Consider the following 23,085-nt stretch of genomic DNA (forward strand, 5'->3'; position numbering starts at 1 on the left):
TCTGATAATTTGTACGGCATTTTTAATGTCTTTAATATTCAAATAATAGTTTTAAAGAATTACTATGTTTTTTAAGTTTTGAGATGCAAATACCGTTTGGTTTGTTAAAATTTAAGTAACTAAGAAATAACCGTGAAGGAGAAATGTTATGGTCTATCGAACACCACCTTTTATTACGCCGTTTGCCATTGTAAGTATTCTAATTGCTTTGAGTGCCACAAACGTTGTGGTCAACAAGGTTACGGGCACGACGGATGGTGGATCCGCAAGAACAACACAAACAGTTAATAAAACTTCTGATTCAGACTCAAGTAGTTCTGCTTCAAAAAAGAAGAGCTCTGATGATAGTAGTAAAAAAGAAGATAGCAGCTCGAGCGACGATAGCTCAAGTTCGTCTTCTGATTCTAATAGCTCGTCCAGTTCTGCACAAAATAGTGGGTCCTCGTCGGCCGCAAGCAGTAGTGTCTACTCCAGTAGTAGTTCTTCAACTGCTCCGACAACCAATAGTTCAAGTGCAACTTCGGCTTCGTCTAGCGCAGCGAGTTCGGCAACTACAAAAGCGGCTAGCTCATCAAGTAGCACGGCGACAACGACTCAAAATGATACGGGTGACTAAAAGGGAGGAGTGATCAGACTTGTTTTCAATTATTGATATGATTAACCATTACTTAGGTTATATTAACGTTAATCTAAAACTAAAAAATCGCATTTATACCATTGTTGGTTTTGTCGGTAACTTTTACATGTTATATCTGGCATATCGCTTCTTCGAAAATGGTCGCTGGCTCCGGGGCCTTGGATTTATTGCGGTTTTTATTATTTTTCTCTACTTTTTGATTATGAATATTTATTATTATTTCACCACTAAAAAGGCGCCGTTTGATATTTCGCCCAAAATCGAAAAAATATTAGGCGGAAAGCCACGAGAAGCAATCGAAAACGAAAATCTGCGTAACCGGGCAAACCGAGGTCGAACAGCAATTGTGCCCTCCACCGGAATTTTTGAGAAAAATTCAATTTTACCAGCCACAATCAAATCTAATCAGAGCGATCTACACAATATTCAGCAACTTGCAGAACAAATGATTCAAAATAATTTTGCGATGGCAGACTATGAAGGCCTTAGCGATGATGAAATTTTAAATCATTTGCAGGAATCTAACGAAACGGAAATGAATGCCATTGGTCAAGGGATGCCTTTTCCATATTTTGAACTTCGTGAAGAAGATGGTGAGGCTAATGTGTACGCTGGGATGAATCAGATGAGCTTAGTGCGAATTGGTAAAGTAGCTAGTGTTGGCCTATCAGATTACTTTAGCGCCAAAAAACAATATGAGTTATATTTGGCACAGGCCGTTTTGATTGGTGGACAGCGAAAATTTGCCGGGCGTTCCAGTTTGATGACTGAAGAAGCACCTTATCAAGCAAAAATTCAAATGGCGTACAAAAAAAGGGAAGATGAAACTACCCAAGTAAGAAGAAAATCGTATTAAAAGCATGAATTATAAATGTATAAGAATGAGAAAAAGCCTATCAAAATTATTAAATTTTTGACAGGCTCTTTTTTGTACCTTAAAATTGATATAATAGATAATGAACATTAATTTTCATTTTGCTAAGGAGTACCAAACACGACGAGTAAATGCAGAGATGAATTTAAGCACAAGTCGTATATTGAAGAAAAAGAGGAAGATTACATGTCAATGATTGAATTTCACGATGTTGAAAAGTACTATGGAGATTTCCATGCCTTACACAATATTAATTTGACAATTGAAGCCGGAGAAACAGTTGTTTTAATTGGACCATCTGGTTCTGGAAAAAGTACGTTGATTCGAACAGTCAACGGATTGGAACGCATCAATCAAGGCCAACTAATTGTTGATGGATTTGATCTGGCTGATAAGAAAACGGATATGAACAAAATCCGTAAAAATGTCGGAATGGTATTTCAACATTTTAATCTTTATCAAAATAAAACGGTTTTGGAAAATATTATGTTAGCTCCTCGAATTGTTTTAAAAAAGGATGAAGCTAAGAATAAAGAACTTGCTATGCAGCTTTTGGACAAGGTAGGGTTGGCCGACAAGGCACAAAGTTATCCTGCTCAAGTTTCTGGTGGCCAAGCACAACGAATCGCCATTGCTCGTAGTTTAGCCATGGAACCTAAGTGTATCTTGTTTGATGAACCCACAAGTGCCCTTGATCCAGAAATGATCGATGATGTTTTGAACGTTATGAAAGATATCGCGCGAGATTCCAGCATGACAATGTTGGTTGTTACACATGAAATGGGATTTGCGCGTGAAGTGGGTGATCGGGTTATTTTCATGGCTGATGGACATATTTTGGAAGATGATACCAAGGAGAAATTCTTTGATGGGCAGCCTTCAAATGAACGAGCAAAGCAGTTTCTTAGCAAGATTATTAAGCACTAGAGGGGGATCCGCATGAAAAAAATAATTCGATATTTAGGATTGCTGACCTCGCTGTGTGCGCTCGTCATGATTCTTAGTAGTTGTGGTGCAACGACAACCAAGAGTCAAAGTGTCTTGAGCAATGCAGAGAAGAGCAACACAATTGTTTGGGGTGTCAAAGCTGACACCAAACTGTTTGGGTTGATGGACGTAAATGATTCGACCATTAAAGGGTTTGATGTTGATATGGCCAAGGCGCTCACAAAACAAATTCTAGGACCAAGTGGAAAAGCTAGTTTTATTCAGGTTTCTAGTCAAACTCGGATTCCACTGTTGAAGAACGGTAATATTGATGCCATTATTGCCACAATGACCATTACACCTGAACGTCAAAAAGTGGTTGATTTTTCTGATCATTATTTTAATGCCGGTCAATCCTTGATGGTAAAAGACGGCAGTTCAATTAAAAGTGTCAAAGATTTAAACAAGACAGGAACTCAGGTTTTGGCTGTTACAGGTGCTAATTCGGTTGAAAACTTCCAAAAAGTGGCGCCTAAGGCCAAAGTTTTGGAATTACAAGATTACGCCCAAGCACTACAAGCCTTGAAGTCTGGTCAAGGAAAGGCCCTGACAACGGATAATGGGATTCTTCTAGGAATGGCTGCTGAAAACCCAGGATATAAAGTTGTGGGTGGCGCCTTTACTAAGGAACCTTATGGAATTGCCGTGAACAAGGGACAAAAACCATTTGTAAATAAGATCAATCAAGCCATGGTAAAACTTCGCGAAAATGGTGAGTACGATCGCATTGTTAAAAAGTGGTTTGGTAACATTTCTGGATTTGACTATAAGGAGGCAGAGAAATGATTAGTATTATCGCGAATCATTGGCAAGACCTCCTCTATGGATTAGGTCAAACGTTGTTATGCAGTATTTTAGCGCTCTTTTTTAGTCTGATTATTGGTTCGTTTTTTGCCATTTTTGAAGTGGTTCCCAGTAAAACACTGAGAATTATTGCGAGAGTCTATATTGAAATTTTCCGAAACATTCCTTTATTGGTAATTACCATGTTCTTTTACGTGGTCATTCCAATGTTCTTTGTGAAGGTAAACGGCTTTACTGCCGGAACGATCGGCCTGACGATTTATACATCGGCATTTATTGCAGAAACCGTCCGTTCGGGAATCCAGTCAGTGGATCCTGGCCAAATGGAAGGGGCCCGCGCAAACGGGATGACCTTTTCGCAAGCAATGCGGTTTGTTGTTTTACCACAAGCATTCCGAATTGTTATTCCACCATTGGGTAACCAATTTATTAATTTAGTGAAGAATTCCTCTGTCTTGGCCTTTGTGGCGGGATTTGATTTGATGTATCAAGGTAATACAATCGCTTCAACAAGTTTTGATACACTGAATGCCTACTTTGTAGTAGGAATTTTGTACTTAATTATCACGATGCCGCTTAGCTATTATATGCGATATCTTGAAAAACGTTTGGATTAGGGGGTGAAGAAAATTGCAAAATTTTATTAATGCTTATTCTTGGGTAAATATTCATTATCTCCTTGAAGGACTTTGGATTACGATTGAGGTTTCGGTGGTTTCGATTGTATTTAGTTATATTTTAGGAGCTATTTTAGGGCTGATTCGTTATATCAAAGTTAAATACTTATCAGCTGTTGTTGGCTTTGTCATTGATTTGATTCGTAATTTACCATTGTTGCTGATTATTTTCTTCACTTACTTTGGTCTTCCAAACATAGGGATTCGTTTAAATCCGATTTGGTCATCCATTTTAGCGATGACGATCTTTGAATCAGCCATGTTAGCAGAGATTATTCGTAGTGGGATTGGTGCAGTGGACTCTGGTCAAATGGAAGGGGCCCGGGCAAACGGGCTTTCATACTGGGCGGCCATGTGGCACATTGTTTTGCCACAAGCACAAAAGAAAATGATTCCAACAATTGTGAGCCAATTCATTTCATTGATTAAGGATACTTCCTTGGCGACAATCATCGTGTTACCGGATTTAATGTATCACGCACAAATTATTTACGGACAAAACAGTAATTATATTTTACCGATGTTTCTGGCATTAGCTGTTATGTATTTTGTGGTGTGTTATATGCTTTCAATTTTGTCACACTATTTGGAAAAACGCTTGGCTTAAAAAATCGATTGAAAAGGATGCATGCGAAAGCATGCATCCTTTTTTATCTCATTTGTTTCTAATCTTTCTAACTTTTTAAAATCATTTTTAATCCCTTTATAAAGGCATTTATCTAATATAGTATTAGACAAAATTTAAAAAATATTAAATTTATCATTGACATTAAAAAAAAGTGAAGCTATTATTTAAATAATCTCATAAAAAGAGCACGGGCGTTTGAGGAGATAAAAAAATAAGGGAGTTGGGCGTATGAAGGTAAAAAAAGGATGGCTAGTCGCAACGTTTTTGGTTGGCGCACTTGTGTTAGCTGGCTGTGGTAATAGCAAAGCAAACTCAGGTAGTTCTAGTAAATTAGCTTCAAGTTATAATTATGTGTATACACTTGATCCAGATAATTTGGATTATACAGTGTCATCACGGGCATCAAATAGTGACATTTATTCAAACTTTGAGGACGGACTTTTGGAACGCAATCCAGAGGGGCAACTTAAAGGGGCCTTAGCTAAATCATGGTCAGTCAGCAAAGATGGCAAGACTTATACATATCATTTGCGTAAGGGCGTCAAATGGGTTGATAGCGAAGGTAATGATTACGCCGACGTCAAAGCTCAGGATTTTGTAACTGGTTTGAAGCATGCGGTTGCTGCTAAATCAGAAACCTTATATGTGGTTCAAGACAGCATTAAAGGCCTTGACGATTATGTAAGTGGCAAGACAAAAGACTTTTCAAAGGTTGGTATTAAAGCAACTGGCAAATACACAGTGCAATACACTTTGAATCAACCAGAAACATATTGGAATTCTAAATTAACTTATGGGGTTATGTTCCCAGTTAATGCTAAGTTCTTAGCTCAAAAGGGTAAAGACTTTGGTAAGGCACAAGCCGATGGAATTCTCTATAATGGCCCATTCGTCTTATCCAACTTCACTTCTAAATCAGTTATCGAGTTTAAGAAGAACAGTAGTTACTGGGATACAAAGGATGTTCATCTTAAAACTGTAAAACTCACATACAATGATGGTAGTAATCCAGATGGTCTCTACAAATCATTTAAGAGTGGCGATTACACTGCCGCTCGAGTTTACCCAAGCTCTGCTGGTTACAAAGATGTTGTTAAACAAAGTAAAAATAACATTATCTGGTCTGATCAAGATGCATCTGTATATAACTTTACGTTTAACTTAAATCGTCGTGCTTACAGTGCAACATCTAAGAAAACATCTAAGGCTAAAGCTAATACTAAAAAAGCTATTTGGAACCGTGATTTTCGTCTAGCTGTTCAATTTGCCTTTAATAAGACCAACTACGCGGCACAAATTAACGGTAAGAGCGGTGCCAATAAAGCCTTACGTAACGAGATGACTCCTCCTTCATTCGTTACAATTGATGGTAAAGACTACGGCTCACAAGTTGAAACTGATTTGAGCAAGAACGATTCTGATGCATTTGGCAGTGTTAACTTAGCAGATGCTCAAGATGGAACTTACAAACCAGCAAAGGCAAAAGAGTATCTTGCCAAAGCATTAAAGACACTCAAATCTGAAGGCGTCACTGGCACAATTCATTTAGATTTACCAGTAGATGAGAAATCTACAACTAACTTGAATGAAGCAAAATCATTTAAAAATTCAGTTGAAAAAACACTTGGTAAAAAGAATGTCACAATTGATCTTCAAATGTTAAATGAAGACAAGTTTAATGCTGCAACATACGCAGCAACCACTGGTGCAGCAAGTGATTTCGATATTAGTAATGCTTCTGGTTGGTCTCCAGATTATGATGATCCTTCATCATATCTTGAAATCTACAACCCTGAATCAGGTTCAATGTTACAAACAATTGGATTAGATGCTAGTTCAACAACTAAGATTGCTTCCGACACAGCCGCTGTAAAAGCTGTTGGCTTGGATCAATACGCTAAGTTGTTAAGCAAAGCTGAAGCAATTACAACTGATACAAATGCTCGTTACAAAGCATTTGCAAAAGCTGAGGCATGGTTGCTTAACAGTGGTATTCAGATTCCTGTATATTCACTTGGTGGTTCACCTTCTGTTACAAAGGTTGTACCATACACAAAGCCATACGCACAATCTGGGCTTGGTGCACAACGTTATAAATATGTGAAAGTTCAAAAGAAAGCTGTTACGATTTCACAAAATAAGAAAGCAAAAGCTGCTTGGACTTCAAAACGTGAAAAGATTGCCAAAGCTGCTGACAATAATTAATAGATTTAACGCTTAAAAAGAAGGAGGGCTAGCCGTTAACTAGCCCTTTTTCTATTTAGAAGATGCGAGGAGGAAGAAGTTTATGAAGAAATATTTATTATTTCGAATTGTACGATCTATTGTCAGTATCTTTTTGGTAACGACTTTAACTTTTATTATGATTTATTCATTAGTCCCAAGACGAGATGTCTTCAAATCAGATTCTATGATTAGTAAACTGAATTCTCAGCCCGATAAATTGATTGATTACAAAGATAATGCGTATAACAAAATGAATTACATTGAGTACTTGGATACAAAATCACTTTTAAAGAAAGTTTCTAATAGTGGTAAGGAAGTAACAACTGCTCATACGCAAAGTAATGCAACGGCGATTAAAGACTGGGCTAAGAAGAATGGCTTTACAGTTCATCGTTATCCACAAAACAAAAACTATTACGTGACGCGTGAGCTTTCCTTAGTAGAACGGCTTGGTAAGTTTTATGGGAATCTGATTCATATTGATAACCCCTGGGCTATTCATGATGCTAAGAATCCCAATTTGCCTAGATATTTGAAAATAACAAAGGATAAGGTTGTTGGTTGGGCATTAGTTGGGTCTGGTACGAAATATAAATACCAAATTTACTTTAATAAAGCTTTCCCATACATCCATCAAAATATTTTCCATATTGATTTAGGAACATCATATCCTGGTTACTCAGGAGTAGCTGTTATGGACGTTATTGGTAATCATCAAGGTGAGACCAAGAGTAGCGAGTATGTATTTCCAAACGGTAATAAGATGAATAGTTCTGACAACGTTTATACGCGTCAATATCAAACTTCAGCGAAGCAAGATTCAATGGCAAAAGAACGTTATGGTGGACATTACACAGGTACAGAGCAAGAGTATCAAGATCCATCAATGATCGGAACCTCCTTTAGAGCTGGTTTTATTGCTTTGATTATTTCTTACGTCATTTCAATTCCAATGGCTATCTTGATGGCTCGTTTTAAAGGCAAGTGGTTTGATAAAGTTGGTACCGGAATTGTCACTGTTTTAATTGCAGTACCAAGTTTGGCCTTTATTTATGTTTTCCGTTACATTGGGAGTGCAGGATTCGGATTTCCTGATTCCTTCCCAACGAAAGGGGCAGAAGTCTTTGGATCGTGGGTTTTGCCATCTGTTATCTTGGGACTCTTATCAGTTTCTGGTCTGGTTATCTGGTTTAGACGCTATATGATTGATCAACAATCTTCTGATTATGTGAAATTTGCTAAGGCGAAAGGGCTGGATGACGGTGAAATTTATCGGAAACATATTTTTAAAAATGCATCAATTCCAATTGTGCAAGGATTGCCAGGATCTATCATTGGTTTAATCAGTGGTGCTACCATGACTGAAACCATTTTTGCAATGCCTGGAATGGGAAAAATGTTACCTGATGCAATTCTTACTCATAATAATCCGATTGTGATTGCATTAGTATTTATTTTCACCACCATCGCTGTGTTCTCAATCTTGTTGGGTGATATTCTAATGACGATTGTAGATCCTCGAATTAAATTATCAACGTCAGGAGATGATTAAGATGGCAGAGAATAATCAAGAAATTACAGAAGACGATTTTGCACTCGTTAAAATGGATAAAAAAGCGACTGAAAAAATTGACACGCCAAAGTATTCGTATTGGAAATCAGTAGCAACAGTTTTCTTTTCTAACAAGATTACAATCGCCATGTTTGTTCTGATTTTAATTATCCTGTTGATGGCTTTTATTCAACCGCTATTCAGTGGTTACAACTTAATGAGTGTCAATAAAATTAATGATTTTAAAGCCCGGTATAATTGGCCAAGTCTGAAGTATTGGTTTGGAACGGATGCCGATGGCCAGTCTTTGTTTGATGCGATTTGGGCAGGGGCTCGAACTTCAATTTCAATTGGGGTTATTGCTTCACTAATTACAACAGTTATTGGGGTTATTGTGGGAGCCTTTTGGGGGTTCTCAAAAAAGTTTGATCGTCTTATGCTTGAAATTTACAATGTTTTTTCAAACGTACCAACCCTACTCATCATTATTGTGTTGTCCTATACGTTTGGTAATGGATTTTGGAATTTAATTTTTGCGATGACTGTAACCACCTGGTTAGGAACAGCATACTTTATTCGGGTTCAGGTTATGTTACGTCGTGATCAGGAATACAACATTGCTTCTAAAACGCTAGGGACCCCAACTACGCGGATGATTCTCAGAAATATCTTGCCGTATTTAACTTCAGTAATTGTTACGCAGCTTTCACAGTTATTACCTTCATTCATTTCTTATGAAGTATTTCTTTCTTTCTTAGGTGTTGGTTTAAGTTCTGATGTGCCATCTTTAGGTAGGTTAATTTCTCAGTATTCACCGTACATGACTAGTTATCCATATCTATTCTGGCTGCCAGTGTTTGTTCTTGCCTTGATAGCCGTTTCATTGTATATCGTTGGCCAAAATTTGGCTGATGCTTCTGATCCACGAACACATATGTAGAAAGGAGAGACAGAAATGAAAAATAATGTTGTATTATCAGCCAAGGATCTTTCTGTAGATTTCCAAGTGCGTGGTCGTCAACTAAAAGCGATTCGTCATGTCTCTTTGGATCTGAAGGATCAAGAAGTACTCGCGATTGTTGGAGAATCCGGTTCGGGCAAATCAGTTTTAACGAAAGCATTCACGGGGATGCTTGAAACAAATGGTTACATTTCGAATGGAACGGTGACCTATGAGGATAAAGTGCTAAGTGACTTAAAGAAGGATAAAGAGTGGGATGGTATCCGAGGAAAAGGAATTGCAACGATTTTTCAAGATCCGATGACTTCACTAGATCCGATTAAAACAATTGGTTCCCAAATTGCCGAAGTTGTTGTTAAACATCAAAAGAAAAATGCAAAAGAAGCAAAAAAAATTGCGATTGATTTAATGGAACGAACTGGGATTCCAAATGCCAAAAACCGGTATAATGAATATCCATTTGAATATTCAGGAGGTATGAGACAACGAATTGTTATCGCAGTTGCCTTAGCTTGTCATCCCAAGATTTTGATTTGTGATGAACCAACCACTGCATTAGATGTAACGATTCAGGCGCAAATCTTGGAGCTAATTAAGGATCTTCAAAAAGAATATCATTTCACAACAATTTTTATTACGCATGATCTTGGGGTAGTAGCTTCAATTGCAGATCGAATTGCGGTTATGTACTCAGGCCAAATTATTGAACTGGGAACCTGCGATGAAATTTTTTATGACCCACGTCATCCATATACGTGGAGCCTGCTTTCATCATTGCCACAATTGGCAACTGAAGAAGCCGGGTTGTATTCAATTCCTGGGACGCCACCATCATTGTATAAAGATATTGAAGGGGATGCCTTTGCACCTCGAAATAAGTTTGCCATGGAAATTGATTACAAAAAAGAGCCTCCAATGTTCAGAGTTTCGGATACTCATTGGGCTAAAACATGGTTGTTAGATCCGAGAGCACCGAAAGTTGAAAAACCGGCATTAATCCAAAATTTACACGATCATTTTGTAAAAATGATGGAAACGGAAACCACTATGGATTTTGAGAAAGGCGGCGATGCAATTGTCATCAAATAAAGAAGTATTACTTTCTGTTCGTGATCTTGAAATTGCATTCGGCTCTGGAAAAAAAGAATTTGTGGCCGTTCAGGATGTTAATTTTGATATTTACAAAGGAGAAACCTTTTCTCTTGTTGGTGAATCAGGATCTGGTAAAACTACAATTGGACGAGCAATTCTTGGTATTAATCCAACTAAAAAAGGAACCATTAATTTTCATGGTGAGAAGATTAATGCACCGATGTCGGATGCTAAAAAGAAAGACGTTACCCGAAAAATTCAGATGATCTTTCAAGATCCTTCAGCGTCTTTAAATGAACGTGCAACAATAGAATATATTATTTCTGAAGGACTTTATAATTTTAAATTGTTCGATTCTGAGGAAGATCGTGTAAATAAGGTTAAAGCAATAATTGAAGAGGTCGGCTTGCTCCCTGAACATTTATATCGGTATCCACATGAGTTTTCAGGTGGTCAGCGGCAGCGGATCGGAATTGCCAGGGCACTAATTATGAAGCCTGAATTGGTGGTTGCCGACGAACCTATTTCTGCTTTAGATGTGTCGATTCGGGCGCAAGTCTTAAACTTATTAAAGAAGTTTCAACGCGAAAGTAGTCTTTCCTATCTTTTTATTGCTCATGATCTTTCGGTTGTACGGTTTATTTCAGATCGGATTGCAGTTATTCATAATGGAAGAATTTTAGAACTGGCGACAACGGAAGAGCTATTCTCAAATCCGCTTCATCCATATACAAAGTCGTTATTGTCAGCTGTTCCCATTCCAGATCCAATTCTGGCACGTAAAAAGAAACTTTTGGTTTATGATGAATCGGTTCATCACTATGAAAATGACAAGCCGAGATTTATCGAAATAAAACCCGGACATTTTGTAAATGCCAATCATGAAGAAGAGGAACGTTACCGAGAACTTTTAGCTCAAACGGCCTCTGTATAAACGTTAATGAATGAAAGCTTGGTCCATCTCGCAGCTTGTTAGGGCAGTTCACTCCAACCCCGAACTGTTTTAGCAGGTTGCGAGATGGACCAAGCAAAACAAAAATTGCTAATCATTAAGTTGATTAGCAATTTTTTTGTTTGAATTATTAAACTGAATGGTGATTATGCAAGTATATGATCAGTGCCAACATAAGGACTCCTGTTAGGATAATAGAAGCCAACCAGGCTAGTGAACCAGAAACCAGCGGTAAATGCATGTTCATCCCGTAAAAGCCACTAACGATGGGTGGGACTGCTAATAGAAGTGACCAGATAGTAAGAAAACGCATGATATCATTTAGGTTGTTATTAATTAAACGATCATAGGTATTGCTTAACTGTTCAACGCTTTCGGAAATCAAACCAATCATTCGACTAGCTTGATTGGTTTCTAGTTGAATATTATGCAACTTTCGATTGCAGATTTTATCAAAGGGAATGTCTGTGTCTTTTGAAAGAGATTTAATATCTTCAAAACAACTGGAATTTTCTTGAATTGAAGCGCGTAAATAAATTGCATCTTGATTAATGAGGGTCAAGTCATCTAGACGTTTCATGCGGGTTCGAGCACTGAGCTTGTCTTGAATTTGGTCTGCACGATATTCTAGTTTAGTTACCCGACCAATATATTTACGGACAATCGGTAAAATGAGGTCTAACACAAAAGACATGCGTTTTTCATACGCTTGATCACGCAACTCTTTAAGAGTGTCGCTGACAAAATGCATTTCAGAACTCAAAAAGATAAAAAGTTTTTTATCAAAGAAAATGACAGAAATTGGTTCAGAATGAGCAGATCCCTTTAATGGGGCCCAGAAAACCAAAAGGGCATAATCGCCCTCTACATCAACCTCAGTTCGTGCCGGTTCATCCTTATCGTCAACGTATTCTAAAACGGTCGAAGGTAAGTCGAAATCTTGAATCAATTGTTTTTTATCCGTTTCCGTACAGTCTTGAACAAGAATTAATTCAAATTTTTGTTTTTGATCACTTTCATAGGACTTGATCACAGTATGAGCCTCCTGACCTTAAGCTTTGTTTTGATAATGGTGTTTACAATAATAATATACTGGAAAACCAAGTAAAACAAATACAAAGGAGAAAGCGACACCAATTAAGTCAGATTGAATTTCGCTGACAATAACAAAAAGGGATCCCAAAATTGCAATAATGGGGGTAATTGGGAAGAACGGTGTGCTAAATGGGCGTTTTAAATTTGGCTCCCGCTTTCTTAAGATAAAGGCTCCAACAAAGGTCATGACATAAAAACAATAGACAGTGAAAATACATAGTTCCGAAAGGCGATCAGCGTTAAAAAATAGAATCATAATCGCTGAAATTGTGACAGTTGTTAAAACCGACACAACCGGGGTGTGTGTGTTACGGTTCAGGTAAGAAAGTTGCTTGGCAAATGGTAATTCGTGATCGCGGGCCATGGCATACATAATTCGGGGGAAGGTCATGATTTTTCCATTCATACACCCGACAATTGAGATGATAATGCCAATGCTGAGGATCTTACCCCCAATGGCCCCAAAATCTTTATCAGCCATATAAGGAATTGCGCCGATCCCAAGTTTGTGAATTTGTTCAGCAGGCATGCTACGAAAAACGCCAAAGCTGACTAATAGATAAATGACTAAGACTAAGAGAATCCCAAATGTAATTGCTTGGGGCAGTCGTTTCTCAGGATTCTTAATTTCATCACCAAGATTGGCCACCAAAATCCAGCCGTCAAAAGCAAATAAAGTGGCCAAGATGGCTATACCAAAATTTCCAGCAGATTGGTGAACAGTGGTAAAACTTTGAGAAAAAGCATTTTCTTTACCAAAGAATAACCCAAAACCAATGAGTGCAATGACCGGGACAAGTTTGCAAATGGTGGTCACAATGGCAAAAGTTGCGCCGTAGCGGTTAGATAGCAAGTTTAAACAAGCGACTAAAATAACGGTAATGAGGGCAATCGGCACGGTCCAGCTATGGGGCATGTCAAAAAAGTCGACTAAGAGAATGCCAAGATAGGCGGCAAGAGAAGCGATCATGGCTGGACCATAGATGATAATTTGCATCCAGCCAGCTAAGAATCCCCATACTTTGCCGTAAATTTTTTCCATGTAGTAGTAGAGTCCACCCGTTTTGGGCATTTGGGAGGCAATCTCGGCGATGGTCAGTCCGGCGGTTAAGGTGATGATGCCACCTGCGAGCCAAGCCAACATGGCGTTGGTGGTTGAACCGGCATCGTCCAATACAGCGGCTTGGCGAACAAAAACGCCAGAGCCAATAATGGTTCCGATGACAAGTGCGAGTGCGGACCAAAGGCCGAGCGACCGACTGAGGGTAACTTCGTCTTTTTCATTGTTCATTAAGAATACCTCCCGAAAATTTGTTTTATGTAATATTGTAACGTAAAAGACTAAGTGAACGCAACAAGTCGTTAAGGCTCTTAATTATAAGCAAGGCGGAGGCGGGATCGCATCCCGCAGTGAGCCTTGCTTATAATTAAGAGCCTGACTTGTGGAGTTGTCCTAATGCTTAGCAGAAAAAGGATAAAGGAAAGCAAGGCGGAGGCGGGATCGCATCCCGCAGTGAGCCTTGCTTATAATTAAGCGCCTGACTTGTGGAGTTGTCCTAATGCTTAGCAGAAAAATAAAAAGGACGGAATTAAATCGATAAAGGTAAATTTGCTTACTGATAGCGGTGCATATTAAAACGCTAATAATGAGTATTCTTAGCAATAATACTTGTTTAAATGAATAAATATTCAAATAAGTGTTGATATATTCAAGCTTTGTGTATATAATAAATTCATTCAATAAAACAGGGGTGCAGACAGACATGAAAAAACAGGATACTTTAAGAATTTCGATCATAGGCGTTTTAATCGCAATAACGTTAGCAGGTTGTGGCAGTAAAAAGGCTAGTCAAAAAGAGGTTGTTAACATGGCAACCGGAACAGAAATCACCACTTTAGATTCATCCACGGCAATTGACGACACGAGTTTGACACAAATTTCGAATTTTAACGAAGGACTATATCGGATTGGCAATAACAGCAAAATCCTACCAGGAATTGCGACGAAGTCAACGGAATCTAAAGATGGCAAGAAATATACTTTCACGTTGAGAAAAAATGCGAAGTGGAGTAATGGGGACCAAGTCACGGCGCAGGATTTTGTTTATGCTTGGCAACGGACCGTTAATCCAAAGACGGCTTCCGAGTTTGCCTACTTATATTCTGGTATTCATAACGCAGATAAAATTTCAGCAGGAAAGTCTTCGGTAAAGACGCTAGGGATCAAAGCGACAGGTAAATATAAATTAACCGTAACTTTAGATACACCGATTCCTTATTTCAAGTTATTGATGGGATTTCCTAGTTTCTTCCCGCAAAATCAAAAAGTGGTTGAAAAATATGGCAGTAAATACGGATCATCATCTAAAGATATGGTTTATAACGGACCATTTGTTCAAAAGGGGTGGACGGGAAGTAATCTTAGTTGGAAAATGATTAAAAACACTGACTACTGGGATAAGGGCAGTGTCAAACTTAATCAAATGAATTTTCAGGTGATTAAAGATTCGACTACGGGGCTGAATTTATACAATAGTAAGAAATTGGACGAAACGACTCTGAGTGGTAGTCAGGTAGCTCAGTACAAATCAAATAAGAACTTTGTGAGTCGAAAACTGGCACAGACCTCTTATGTTGAGTTTAATCAAACTAAAAATGCAGTTTTGAAGAATAAAAAAATCCGTCAGGCGCTCTCTCTAGCAATTAATCGGGATCAATTAACCGGAAAAGTGCTTGCGGATGGTTCCGAATCAGCCAAAGGATTTGTTTCCAGCGGTCTGATGAAAAATCCAACAACTGGACAGGATTTTGCTGCTGAAGCATCTGTAACATCAGCCACTTCATATAATTTAAAGAAAGCTAAGAAATTAATGGCGGAGGGGCTCAAAGAAGAAAACAAAACTTCTTTGACACTCGATCTTTTAAATAATGATAGTGACGTAGGTAAAAAGACTTCCGAATTTTTACAATCTGATTGGGAAAAATTACCGGGGGTTAAAATCACTTTAACAAATATTCCATACAAATCATTTTTAACGGATGAATCAAACAAGAAATTTGATGTCGCCTTATCTGGTTGGGCTGCCGATTTCTCTGATCCAATTTCGTTTTTACAAATTTTAACATCCAACAATGCGCAAAATAACGGTGGATGGAAAAATGCAGCTTATGATAAGGCTATCTCGAAAGCAGATACAACCGATGCCACTAATCCGAAAAAACGGTTTGCTGACATGGTTCAAGCCGAGAAGATTTTAATGCAGGATCAGGGTGTGGCTCCAATTTATCAAAGCACCCAAGCACAACTTTGGAACAAAAAAGTGACTGGACTCGTGCATAATTCAGCGGGAATCTATTATGATTACAAGAACTTAGTTGTGAAGAAGTAATCGCTGATTTTTAGGAAAATTAAAAACCGTTACCTTCGTGAATTTGGTTATGCAATAATCCCTTTATGGTTGTCAGATGAAATAATATAATTCATCTGATTATCATGGAGGGATTTTTCTATGCCTAGATCTAAATATACAGCGGCTGAAAAATTAGCGATATTGACGGAATTTAAACAGTCAAACTTATCTTTAGGTAACTTTGCCAAACACAATAAGGTTGCAACCCAAACTGTGAAAGATTGGCAAGTAAAGTATCAAAGTGGCGGGACCGAAGAGCTTTCCGAAGCCCATCATAACAAGCATTACTCTAAGGAGTTAAAACGGGAAGCCATTAGTGATTTTTTGAATGGTGAAGGCACGTATCGTGAAATAGCTATAAAGTATGGATTACGATCAACGACTCAGATACTCAATTGGGTTTCCAGGTATAATAGGGATAAACAAATAACGGCCTCGCCGTTTAGAAAGCAGGTCCCTATTATGAGTCGTAAAACCAACTTTAAGGAACGTATTGAGGTTGTCGAATATGTGACAAGACACAAACATAGTTATGCTGAAGCAGCCGAACATTTCGCTGTTTCTTATCAGCAAGCACGCTCATGGGTACTTAAAACAAAACAAGCTGGCTATGAAGCTCTGATTGATAATCGTGGACATCATAAACAACTAAGTGAACTAACTGATTTAGAAAAAGCTAATTTGCGAATCCGACAACTAGAATCAGAGTTGAAAGATAAAGAACTTATGGAAGCCTTCATAAAAAAATTTCAAGAAATTCAGCGCAGGGAGTGAATAAACAGCATCGACTGGCATATCAGGCCATAAGTGAAGTCAGTCAGGGGAAACAAGGAGCGGTCACCAAACTACTTAAAGTTGTCGGCGTAAGCCGTCAAGCTTATTACAAAGGAATTAATCGCCAAATAACATCTTGGGAAAGACAAGATAAAGTACTTAAGGAGCGTGTCCAATACTGGTTTGATTTTCATTTTCAAGGAATAGGAGCTGGGAATCTTCTTACTAACCTAGAAAAAGATAACCAAGTCACTTTTGCTGTGACACTTAAACAAGTGAAACGAATTATGCGTGAACTCGGATTACGCTGTGAAATCAAGGTTAAGAAACATAATCGGGTTAAACAGTCTGATCAATATATCCTGGATAACACTTTAAATCAAAGCTTCAAAGTTACGGCACCTAATCAAGTTTGGTTATCAGACTCAACTGAATTAACCTACGGTGTAAATGGTGAGCACAAGGTACGTTTAAGTGGTGTCTTAGATTTATACGGGCGAAAACTGTTAGCCTACAATCTAAGCCTGACGGAGACTAGTGCAGCCGAAATTCAAGTATTTCAGCGAGCTTTCAATCAATTTAGTAATGCTCATCCATTAATTCACACAGATCGAGGATCTGCTTATACTTCTGGAGCTTTCAATAATTATTTGGCTCGTTATAACGTGACACGTAGCATGTCAAGACCAGGCACTCCATACGACAACGCTCCGATGGAACGTTGGTGGAATGAATTTAAACTTCGTTGGATGGCTCGCCATCCGTTGGCAAAAACTTATGAAGAACTAGTAAAACTTGTAGAAGATGGAATATATTATTTTAACCACCATAACCGTTCAGCAATAAGAAATGGCCTCACTCCAGATGAATACTGGAATGAAGCCATTTAGAAACAAACTTAAATTTATATTATTTCATCTGTCAACTTGACAGGGCCTAGTGCATTATCCACCAAATCAGGAAAGTAACGGCTTTTTTGTATACTTATTAGCTGAACATTTAATTTTCAACAGGTTCAACGAGATAATCATGGAACCGTTGATAATCATCGCTGCTTAATTCTGTGACAATCTCTGTACCAGTTTCTTTATAATCTGTTTTCAACACATTTGTATGTTGATTAAGATAATCGACCACTTGGCCCTTGTCAAATGGGATCAAGAAGGTAGCCTCACGATAACCAGTAAAGACCTTTTGTTTGATCATGTTGGTTAAAAGAACGAGTGACTTTTTGTCCTGGGCAGAATAAGTAATTTCTTCGTTACCTTCAAAGGTAGGAAATTCTACGCCAGCCATATCGGCTTTATTAAAGGCCACGATCATAGGAGCTTTGGTCACCCCGATTTCTTGCAACGCCTCATTAGTTGTTTGGATCATTTCTCGGAAATGGGGATCCGAAACATCAACTACTTGAACTAAGAGGTCAGCCTGCGCCGCTTCAGCCAAAGTAGAACGGAATGCTTTAATCAATTGATGAGGTAAATGACTAACAAACCCAACTGTATCACTAAGCAAAAGTTGTTTTTGATCAGGAAAAGTTAGTTTTCGAACGCTGGTATCTAAAGTGGCAAATAACATGTTTTTTTCAAAGACTTGTTTTTCGTCGCTTTCGCCATATAAACGAACTAAACCGTTCATAGTGGTGGACTTACCCGCATTTGTGTACCCAACCAAAGCCACGCTTGGCAAACCAGTTTGATCCCGTTTTTGCCGTTGAACCGCACTAGATGTTGTCATTTCTTTAAGCTCGTGATTTAAATTGTTAATCCGTTGCTGAATAGTTCGGCGATTCATTTCAAGCTTTGTTTCACCAGAACCACGGTTAGTGTAACCACCACCTGCATCGCCAGCTGACTGCTGGTCAAGTCGCTGCGAAGAGCTTGTTCGCAATCTTGGCATCTGATAATTTAATTTTGCAATTTCGACCTGGAGTTTTGCTTCTCGCGATTTAGCACGATTTGCGAAAATTTCTAGGATTAATCCGGTTCGATCAATCACATCGAGTTTCGATTCTTGTTCTAGATTACGAATTTGGCTTGGCGATAATTCGGCATTCACAACTAATGTGTGAACATTGATGCTTTCACCGAGTTCGTGAAGTTCGACAACTTTACCACTTCCAAAATAAGTAGCAGAATTTGGTCGATCCAATTTTTGAATGACATTTTCAGTAGCTTCCATATTATTTGCTTCAACTAAAGCTGCTAGTTCCTGCATGGCATAATCCATGTCTTGATTAGGCAGCTGCAAACCTGCAATAATGACTTTTTCTGTCATAGCGACACCTCGAATTCTTTAATGCCTTCAGTATAGCATAGGGACGCGGGGTTCTTAAGTAATATGAGTGGGGTTACAGGATATGGAAAAGTATGAGGAGGTTTTCTTATAAAAAGATTAATGAGATACACATTAAAATTGTAATCTTTGTAACATAACGAAGATACTTCCCATTATACAGGTGATGAAAGGGAATTTTTTTTGAACGTCTTGCTAGATAGTTAAAAATAAATTAGTAAAAACCATTGTATTTAATATTTCTTTAACCTATAATAAGGTCGTTTTTGAGAAAGCAAGCAATAAAAAATGGCAAAGATGCTAGAAAGAAAGTCGAATTTTTATGAAAGTAAGATCAGTTGTCAAGTTAAGTGCGGTAGCGTTAGCTTCTACATTTGTGTTAGCCGCATGTGGAGCGAAGGGTAGTACTAGTACCGCAAAAAAACAGTCAGTTAACTTTATGGAATCAGCAGAAATTTCCACTATGGATCCTTCAAAAGCTGATGATGTTGTTAGTATGACACAGTTGTCCAATACCGGAGAAGGTCTTTATCGATTAGGCAAGAATAGTTCTGTACATAATGCGTTAGCAACAAGTACAAAAGAGTCTAAAGATGGTAAGACGTGGACATTTACAATTCGTAAGGGTGCCAAGTGGAGTAACGGGGATAAAGTCACAGCCAAAGATTTTGTTTATTCATGGCAAAGAACGGTTAATCCGAAAACTGCTTCAGAATATGCTTATCTTTTCTCAGGCATTAAAAACGCCGATCAAATCATGGCCGGCAAAACTAACTATAAGAAGTTAGGCATTAAAGCTGACGGTAATTATAAGTTAACAGTTACTTTAGACCGCGCAATTCCATACTTTAAACTCCTAATGGGCTTCTCGGTATTCTTCCCACAGAATCAAAATGCTGTTGAAAAATATGGGTCTAAATACGGAACGACTTCAGACAAGATGGTTTACAACGGGCCGTATAAACAGGAAGGTTGGAAAGGAACTAATTTAAGTTGGAAATTAGTTAAAAATCCAGAGTATTGGAATAAGAAGAACGTTAAGATGAATACAATCAACTATCAAGTTGTCAAAGATTCATCGACTGCTTTGAACTTATACAATAGTAAGAAACTTGATGTGACAACCATTAGTGGAACACAGGTTGCTCAATACAAGAACAATAAAGCTTACGTATTGCGTAAAGAAGCTTCAACCTTCTATCTACAATTAAATGAGAAGAGAAAGATCTTTAAGAACAAGAAGATTCGTCAGGCCGTTTCAATGTCAATCGATAGAACGCAGTTGACTGGGAAAGTCCTAGCCGATGGGTCACAAAATGTTAATGGTCTTGTTTCTAACGGTTTAGCAAAGAATCCTTCTACTGGTGAAGATTTTGCTAAGGAATCCGCCGTGAAATCTGCTTCTACTCGGAACTTAACTGAAGCTAAAAAGCTTTTAAAGGAAGGTTTGAAAGAAGAGGGCATGTCTAGTTTGAAGTTTACTTTGATGGCTGATGATACAACTGCCGGAAAAGCGACAAACGAATTTTTACAAGCTCAAATTGAAAAATTAGGTAGTAACGTCAAGGTCAGTGTTCAAAATATTCCATTTAAGACCCGTTTGACTGATTCTAGTGACGGTAAGTTTGATGCCGTTGTCACAGGTTGGGGAGCTGACTTCTCAGATCCAATCTCGTTCTTGCAGTTGTTTGTCACAGGCAACGCACAAAATAACGGAAGTTACAGTAGTAAAGAATATGATGCTTTGATCAAGAGCTCTAACACAACCGATGCAACTCATCCACAAAAGCGTTGGGCAGATATGGTTAAGGCCGAAAAAGTCTTGATGAATGATCAGGCAATTGTCCCACTTTATCAACAAGCGACCTCACAGCTTTGGAATACAAAACTTAAAGGTGTTGTTTATAACACTGCGGGTAACGAATATGATTACTCTAAACTCAATTTAACAAAATAATGTAATTAGAAGTTGAAGACTTAAATGGCTTCAACTTTTTTTGTGGGTTTAATTACTATCAAACATGATAATGGATTTAAAATTAAAATATTTGTTATTTTAACAGAAAGCCCATGATCCTTTGTCTCATAGCGTGAAAAGGCGTGAATAATCAAAATAGTTATTTCAATAAATTAAAAATAAATAAGCATACTGGGTTGTATTTAATCTTTCTTTAATGTACAATAATAACAATTCGTGAAATGAGTACACAACAAGCGATTAAAAAATTGCTTATCAAAAAAGGGGAGATGTCATTTATGAATGTGAAATCAGTAGTGAAATTAGGAGCCGTTGCGTTGGCTTCAACATTTGTCCTAGCAGCCTGTGGGTCAAAAAGTGATAGTGGATCGTCAAAAAAATCAACCGTTAACTTTATGGTTGCTTCAGAAATCCCAACTATGGATACTTCTAAAGTTACCGACACGATTGGTTTAACTCAGTTAGCTAATACTGAAGAAGGTCTTTATCGTTTAGGCAAGAACAGTTCTGTACACAATGCTTTAGCAACAAAAACGGTTGTTTCTAAAGATAAAAAGACTTATACTTTCACCTTACGTAAGGGTGCAAAGTGGAGCAATGGTGACAAAGTTACAGCCAAAGATTTTGTTTATTCTTGGCAACGTACTGTAAATCCTAAAACTGCTTCAGAATATGCTTATCTTTTCTCCGGAATCAAAAATGCTGACAAAATTACAGCCGGCAAAGCTAATTACAAAACTTTAGGGATTAAAGCTGACGGTGATTATAAACTGACCGTTACTTTAGACCGTCCCGTACCTTACTTTAAGTTATTAATGGGATTTGCATTATTCTTCCCACAAAACCAGAAAGCTGTTGAAAAGTATGGTTCTAAATACGGAACAGCTTCAGACAAGTTAGTTTACAATGGCCCTTACAAGTCTACTGGTTGGACAGGAACTAACTTGAAATGGAAGTTAGTTAAGAATGACAATTACTGGAACAAAAAAGATGTGAAAGTTGATACAATCAACTATCAAGTAGTTAAAGATTCATCTACGGCCTTGAACCTCTATAATAGTAAAAAACTTGATGTGACAACCATTACTGGTAGTCAAGTTGCTCAATACAAGAACAACAAAGCATACAAGTTACGTAAAGAGGCTTCAACCTTCTATCTTCAATTAAATGAAAAGAAGGACAAGTACTTTGCTAACAAGAAGATTCGTCAGGCAATTTCAATGTCAATCGACCGTAGTCAACTAACAGGAAAAGTTTTAGCTGATGGTTCGCAAAATCCACTTGGGTATGTTTCAGCTGGATTAGCAGAGAATCCAAAAACAGGTCAAGATTTTGCTAAAGAATCAGAAGTTAAATCAGCAGTTACCCAAAACTTAACTCAAGCTAAGAAGTTATTAAAAGAAGGCTTGAAAGAAGAGGGTATGACAAAGCTTGAATTCTCATTGATGGCTGATGATACACCTGCTGGGAAATCTACAAATGAGTTCTTACAATCACAAATCGAAAAATTAGGTAGTAACGTGAAAGTGAATGTTGAAAACATTCCATTTAAGTCTCGTTTGACTAACTCAACAAACGGTAAATTCGATGCTGTTGTTACTGGTTGGGGTGCTGACTTTGCCGATCCAATTTCGTTCTTACAGCTATTTGTTACTGGAAACTCAAATAACAATGGTTCATGGAGCAATAAAGAATACGACAAGTTGATCAAGGCATCTAGCACAACTGATGCTAACAACACACAAAAACGTTGGGATGACTTAGTTAAGGCAGAAAAGATCCTTATGAACGAACAAGGAATCGTGCCACTTTATCAACAAGCTGCTTCTCAATTATGGAATACCAACTTGAAGGGTGAAGTTTACAACACTTCTGGTGTCAATTTTGATTACTCAGGTCTTTACTTGGCAAAATAATTAAGTAGATACAAGCAATAAGGGAAAAGAGTTATACGACTCTTTTCCCTTATTCTCTTCTCAAATGTGATCTTTCTAAGAATCCCAAACAACAAACCGCCTTTAAAGTGCGCATTTTAAAATAATTCATGAGTAAAAATGAGCAATTTTAAAAATGTAACATAAATCGCATACATTCAGTAATGGCGGGTATTGATTATGAACTTGATTTAGCAAATATAGTTTTT

General features: G+C 37.9%; 19 protein-coding genes. 16 read left to right on the forward strand and 3 right to left on the reverse strand.

Features of this window, described 5'->3' with window-relative positions:
- Positions 1–148 precede the first annotated feature (148 nt).
- The 11 genes from PI20285_RS01490 to PI20285_RS01540 all read left to right on the forward strand — a co-directional run bounded on the left by PI20285_RS01490 (position 149) and on the right by PI20285_RS01540 (position 11,372).
- Positions 149–616, forward strand: coding sequence for a hypothetical protein (locus tag PI20285_RS01490; RefSeq protein WP_057774130.1), 468 nt, complete (start codon positions 149–151; stop codon positions 614–616).
- Between the two features lie 19 nt (positions 617–635).
- Entirely contained in the window at positions 636–1,493 is an 858-nt protein-coding gene (locus tag PI20285_RS01495) for a DUF6681 family protein (protein WP_057774127.1), read from the forward strand.
- A gap of 204 nt (positions 1,494–1,697) precedes the next feature.
- A complete protein-coding gene (locus PI20285_RS01500) occupies positions 1,698–2,438 on the forward strand; it encodes an amino acid ABC transporter ATP-binding protein (protein WP_057774125.1) in 741 nt (246 codons plus the stop codon).
- A gap of 12 nt (positions 2,439–2,450) precedes the next feature.
- Positions 2,451–3,284 (forward strand): transporter substrate-binding domain-containing protein, encoded by an 834-nt coding sequence (locus PI20285_RS01505; RefSeq protein ID WP_057774123.1) that lies wholly within the window; start codon positions 2,451–2,453, stop codon positions 3,282–3,284.
- The gene (locus tag PI20285_RS01510) at positions 3,281–3,919 is read left to right on the forward strand and encodes an amino acid ABC transporter permease (RefSeq protein WP_057774121.1); all 639 of its coding nucleotides are present in this window, start codon (positions 3,281–3,283) and stop codon (positions 3,917–3,919) included. Before PI20285_RS01505 ends, PI20285_RS01510 begins: the two co-directional genes overlap by 4 nt.
- A gap of 13 nt (positions 3,920–3,932) precedes the next feature.
- Positions 3,933–4,586, forward strand: a complete 654-nt coding sequence (locus tag PI20285_RS01515; protein ID WP_057774119.1) for an amino acid ABC transporter permease — start codon at positions 3,933–3,935, stop codon at positions 4,584–4,586.
- A 249-nt stretch (positions 4,587–4,835) separates the two neighbouring features.
- Entirely contained in the window at positions 4,836–6,812 is a 1,977-nt protein-coding gene (locus PI20285_RS01520) for a peptide ABC transporter substrate-binding protein (RefSeq protein ID WP_057774116.1), read from the forward strand.
- Between the two features lie 82 nt (positions 6,813–6,894).
- Entirely contained in the window at positions 6,895–8,385 is a 1,491-nt protein-coding gene (locus PI20285_RS01525) for an ABC transporter permease (protein ID WP_057774114.1), read from the forward strand.
- A gap of 52 nt (positions 8,386–8,437) precedes the next feature.
- On the forward strand, positions 8,438–9,325 hold the full coding sequence (gene oppC / locus PI20285_RS01530; protein ID WP_406827451.1) for an oligopeptide ABC transporter permease OppC: 888 nt from the start codon (positions 8,438–8,440) through the stop codon (positions 9,323–9,325).
- Between the two features lie 15 nt (positions 9,326–9,340).
- Positions 9,341–10,435: an ABC transporter ATP-binding protein gene (locus tag PI20285_RS01535; protein ID WP_057774110.1), complete on the forward strand. Its 1,095-nt coding sequence runs from the start codon at positions 9,341–9,343 to the stop codon at positions 10,433–10,435.
- Positions 10,416–11,372 carry an ATP-binding cassette domain-containing protein gene (locus tag PI20285_RS01540; protein ID WP_410250475.1) on the forward strand — a complete coding sequence of 319 codons (957 nt, stop codon included), beginning with the start codon at positions 10,416–10,418 and terminating at the stop codon, positions 11,370–11,372. The genes PI20285_RS01535 and PI20285_RS01540 overlap by 20 nt, the downstream gene beginning before the upstream one ends.
- A gap of 148 nt (positions 11,373–11,520) precedes the next feature.
- On the opposite strand, the gene PI20285_RS01545 is transcribed toward PI20285_RS01540, so the two are convergent.
- Both PI20285_RS01545 and PI20285_RS01550 read right to left on the reverse strand, forming a co-directional pair.
- Complete coding sequence (locus PI20285_RS01545) at positions 11,521–12,423, reverse strand: magnesium transporter CorA family protein (RefSeq protein ID WP_057774108.1); 903 nt, start codon at positions 12,421–12,423, stop codon at positions 11,521–11,523.
- Positions 12,424–12,441: 18 nt separating this feature from the next.
- Entirely contained in the window at positions 12,442–13,776 is a 1,335-nt protein-coding gene (locus PI20285_RS01550; protein ID WP_057774106.1) for an APC family permease, read from the reverse strand.
- A gap of 472 nt (positions 13,777–14,248) precedes the next feature.
- On the opposite strand from PI20285_RS01550, the gene PI20285_RS01555 reads away from it, so the two are divergent.
- From PI20285_RS01555 to PI20285_RS01565, 3 genes are all read left to right on the forward strand, one after another.
- A complete protein-coding gene (locus tag PI20285_RS01555; RefSeq protein WP_057774104.1) occupies positions 14,249–15,874 on the forward strand; it encodes a peptide ABC transporter substrate-binding protein in 1,626 nt (541 codons plus the stop codon).
- Between the two features lie 120 nt (positions 15,875–15,994).
- Entirely contained in the window at positions 15,995–16,669 is a 675-nt protein-coding gene (locus PI20285_RS01560; protein WP_057775631.1) for a helix-turn-helix domain-containing protein, read from the forward strand.
- Complete coding sequence (locus PI20285_RS01565; protein ID WP_063696711.1) at positions 16,666–17,559, forward strand: IS3 family transposase; 894 nt, start codon at positions 16,666–16,668, stop codon at positions 17,557–17,559. Before PI20285_RS01560 ends, PI20285_RS01565 begins: the two co-directional genes overlap by 4 nt.
- A gap of 109 nt (positions 17,560–17,668) precedes the next feature.
- Here the strand turns inward: PI20285_RS01565 and hflX are convergent, their stop codons facing one another.
- On the reverse strand, positions 17,669–18,946 hold the full coding sequence (hflX, locus tag PI20285_RS01570; protein WP_057775241.1) for a GTPase HflX: 1,278 nt from the start codon (positions 18,944–18,946) through the stop codon (positions 17,669–17,671).
- 340 nt (positions 18,947–19,286) lie between these two features.
- On the opposite strand from hflX, the gene PI20285_RS01575 reads away from it, so the two are divergent.
- Together PI20285_RS01575 and PI20285_RS01580 are read left to right on the forward strand one after the other, a co-directional pair.
- Positions 19,287–20,921 carry a peptide ABC transporter substrate-binding protein gene (locus tag PI20285_RS01575; protein WP_057775245.1) on the forward strand — a complete coding sequence of 545 codons (1,635 nt, stop codon included), beginning with the start codon at positions 19,287–19,289 and terminating at the stop codon, positions 20,919–20,921.
- Positions 20,922–21,220: 299 nt separating this feature from the next.
- On the forward strand, positions 21,221–22,858 hold the full coding sequence (locus PI20285_RS01580; RefSeq protein WP_057775248.1) for a peptide ABC transporter substrate-binding protein: 1,638 nt from the start codon (positions 21,221–21,223) through the stop codon (positions 22,856–22,858).
- Positions 22,859–23,085: the final 227 nt, after the last annotated feature.

The organism is Pediococcus inopinatus (genome assembly GCF_002982135.1).
GTDB lineage: Bacteria > Bacillota > Bacilli > Lactobacillales > Lactobacillaceae > Pediococcus > Pediococcus inopinatus.